General features: G+C 34.8%; 4 protein-coding genes. All 4 read left to right on the plus strand.

The genetic code is table 11. The features are described from left to right. The coding region (locus CRG87_RS07590) for a PTS system mannose/fructose/sorbose family transporter subunit IID (protein WP_165775982.1) at positions 1-491 on the plus strand (491 nt) is incomplete at its 5' end. 272 nt (positions 492-763) lie between these two features. Then, positions 764-1774 (plus strand): LacI family DNA-binding transcriptional regulator, encoded by a 1011-nt coding sequence (locus CRG87_RS07595; RefSeq protein ID WP_074426136.1) that lies wholly within the window; start codon positions 764-766, stop codon positions 1772-1774. 14 nt (positions 1775-1788) lie between these two features. Continuing rightward, the gene (locus CRG87_RS07600; protein WP_101138728.1) at positions 1789-2292 is read left to right on the plus strand and encodes a DUF4874 domain-containing protein; all 504 of its coding nucleotides are present in this window, start codon (positions 1789-1791) and stop codon (positions 2290-2292) included. Beyond that, positions 2231-3144, plus strand: a 914-nt coding sequence (locus tag CRG87_RS07605; protein WP_165775983.1) for a DUF4832 domain-containing protein, incomplete at its 3' end; no start/stop codon positions are given. The genes CRG87_RS07600 and CRG87_RS07605, both read left to right, overlap by 62 nt.

Raw genomic sequence — 3144 nt, forward strand, 5'->3', positions numbered from 1 at the left:
GACCATTTGCTGCTGTAGGTGACACCTTATTAGGTACCGTTCAATCCACTATTTTTGGTGCGATTGCATCATATATGGCTCTTAAAGGTAACCCGTTTGGCGCTATTTTATGGATGGTTGCATTAGGTATTATCTACATTTGGTCTTATACTTGGATGCCATTTGCCTATAAACAAGGGGTCAACCTAGTTACTTCAATGAGTTCTAAGCTTAACGCATTGACTGACTCAGCAACCCTGCTAGGAGTGACGGTTGTAGGAGCTTTGATTCCAACTGTTATTACTTTAAAAATCCCGTTAATCTTTAGAGCTGGAAAAGTTTCAATGAAGTTGCAGGATATTTTTAATCAGATAATGCCATCATTGTTGCCAGTTTTACTAGTTGCCTTTATTTATTGGCTGCTAGATCGTAAACATATGAACTCTACTAGAGCAACTTGGTTTGTTTTAGTATTGGCTATTATTTTATTCAATTTAAAAATTGTTGCATAAAACATAGAAATTTAAATATAGTCAGATTATCTGCTGAAAAAAGCCTGTTGCAAAAATAAGCAGGTAAATTGAGAAAACGCGGATGGATTGACAATAATGATACAACCGTATTTTCTTTGATTTACAAAAGAATATTTGATAGCATAATTGCAAAAAATGCTGTAATAGCAGATTATGTTTAGATTATCAGGTTCTAAAGTTTATATTTTTAAAACAAATTTTAATAGCACCTGTATAATAACCAAATATGAAAGATGAGAAGATAAAATAAAATGGCTAATATCAGACAGGTAGCTCAATTGGCAGGTGTTTCGGCTGGTACAGTTTCACGAATCTTAAATAATGACACTTCCCTAAGTGTAACTGATCAAACGCGTATAAAAGTTTTGGCGGCTACTAAAAAGTTGAATTATCATACAAAAAATAAAAGTAAAAAGAGTCCTGTCATTGGCGTGCTGACAACTATGAATTTAGACCAAGTAGCAGAATATACATATTATCAGCAAATAAAGCAGGGGATTATTGAAGAACTTAAAAAAGAGAAAATGACGTTAAGTTCGATCTACTATTTGAATAAATCTTTGGACAGTTCATTTTGGGACAGATTATATTATTGGGACGGCGTAATTGTTATTGGTAGTTTATCCGAATCAGCCATTACTGAATTAAAAAAATTGAACTCTAATATTGTAATTATTGAGGCAAGATATAAAAGTAATTCAGTAAAACTAGTTAATGCTAATTTAACTGCTGGGGTAAAAGAAGCTTTAGCACAGCTTGAAAAGTTTGCTCAAACTAATATCGTATATGTTGGCGGTCCGCGTTATATGACTAACTTGCAAGGAGAAAAAACTCAGGCAAAAGGTGAAGTTCGTTTAAATTGTTACCGAGAGTGGATGAAGCTGCATGATCAGGATGAATGCTCAATCAGTACTTCTGGTTGGAGTATTGAAGATGGGGTTCAAGCTGGCAAACAAATTGTCCAATTACCTATTTTTCCTAAGGGAATTTTGGCTGGAAATGACCAAATAGCAATCGGAATAATGAGAGAATTGTACACAAAAGGCTTTCGTGCTCCTGAAGATTACCATATTATTGGATTCGATAATATTCAAATGTCCAAATATTATATTCCAAGATTATCATCAGTTTCAGTTCCGGAAAAGGACCTAGGTACAACTGCTGTCCATTTAATTAGAGAAGATATATTAGAGAATAAGTCGCGTGCTGCTACTACGCTACTGGAAGTTGAACTAATTTTGCGAGAAAGTACTGGTAATTAGTTTGGGAGGAAAAAATGGAAAATTATTATCCTGAGCAGTTAAGTGGAGATCAAACGAAGATTTTACTCACAAATCCTGATCGTGGTTTTCGCTTTGAAGTTTATTTGGATGTAAAAACGGGTAAAAGCATATATGAATATGCGGAGGAAGATGCTATTTCCGCGTTAAAAAGAGAAGCATCACTGTATACAGATGATCAGCCACAAATAGTACAAGTCTATTTTTACTTAACAGGTTACCAGCATGCCCCTTTAGATGCACAAGCTTTTGACCACATGAGTGCATTTTTTGAGGAGCTGGCTAAATTAAATTTAAAAGCATTACTTCGTTTTGCTTATATTTCTGAAGATAAAAGACCTTATAGACAGGCTCCTAGTTTGCAGAGAATACAGCAACATTTGGAGCAATTATCTGGCTGGCTCCNNNCTCCAGGAACATCGCCAGCAAATTCATGCTTTGCAGGCAGGCATTATTGGACCTTGGGGGGAATGGTCTGCCCATGCTCGAGAAACAACTGATGAATCAGCAATTCTGCATAGTTTGCTGTTAAATTCTCCTCAGGATCTAACTGTACAGGTACGTTACTTAAATATAAAAAATCGCAATATAGGTGCTGCTGAAAAAGAGAATGAACAACGAATTGGTTTTCATGATGACTTTTTAATTGGCATTGGACATGAGTGGAACACAGCGGGTAAAAATTATGATTCAAATGAGTATCAACAATTAATAAGAGATTCAAAAAAAACAATTGTTGATGGCGAAAGTATCTGGCTATTTGCCAATCCTATGTATTTAAAAACAAAATACGTAGATCCTGAATTGACCACACAAAGAATGGTTGAAAATCATTTTACTACCTTAAGTATTGCACATAATTACCATGAGATAAAAACTAATTCATATTATAATGTGACTTTAGAAAATGAATTAAAAAGAACTGGCAAACCCGAGGGTCTAAAATTTCCTCAAATGGGCTCATTTGAATATTGGAAACATGTCCCTGTTACGCCAGATTTACTAGATAAAAAGAACTGGCCTTATCAAAAATCATGGTTTTTGAACCAAAAGAATCAGACAATTGAACGTAATTATTTTGAATATTTACGTGATTATTTAGGCTACCGTTTAGAAATTAAACAAATAAGTTATAACTCCACTTTAAATGCTGCCGTTTATCTCACACTGAAGAATACCGGTTTTGCCGCTCCTCTGGCTTTGCAGCAAATAGAGTTATTTGCTGCAGATCAACAACAGAATATTATTGGTAAAGCTTTCGTGGAAAAAAGTGCTTTACAAACTAACCGAGAAGTAACTACAGTTATTCCATTGACTAAATCTGAACAGCCTGACAAAGTCGGCGTTAAGTT

Source organism: Lactobacillus apis (assembly GCF_002837055.1).
Classification (GTDB): domain Bacteria; phylum Bacillota; class Bacilli; order Lactobacillales; family Lactobacillaceae; genus Lactobacillus; species Lactobacillus apis.

Excerpts from the sequence above, each read along its gene's own strand:
- CRG87_RS07595 (WP_074426136.1), top strand. The coding sequence starts at position 764 with ATGGCTAATATCAGACAGGTAGCTCAATTGGCAGGTGTTTCGGCTGGT.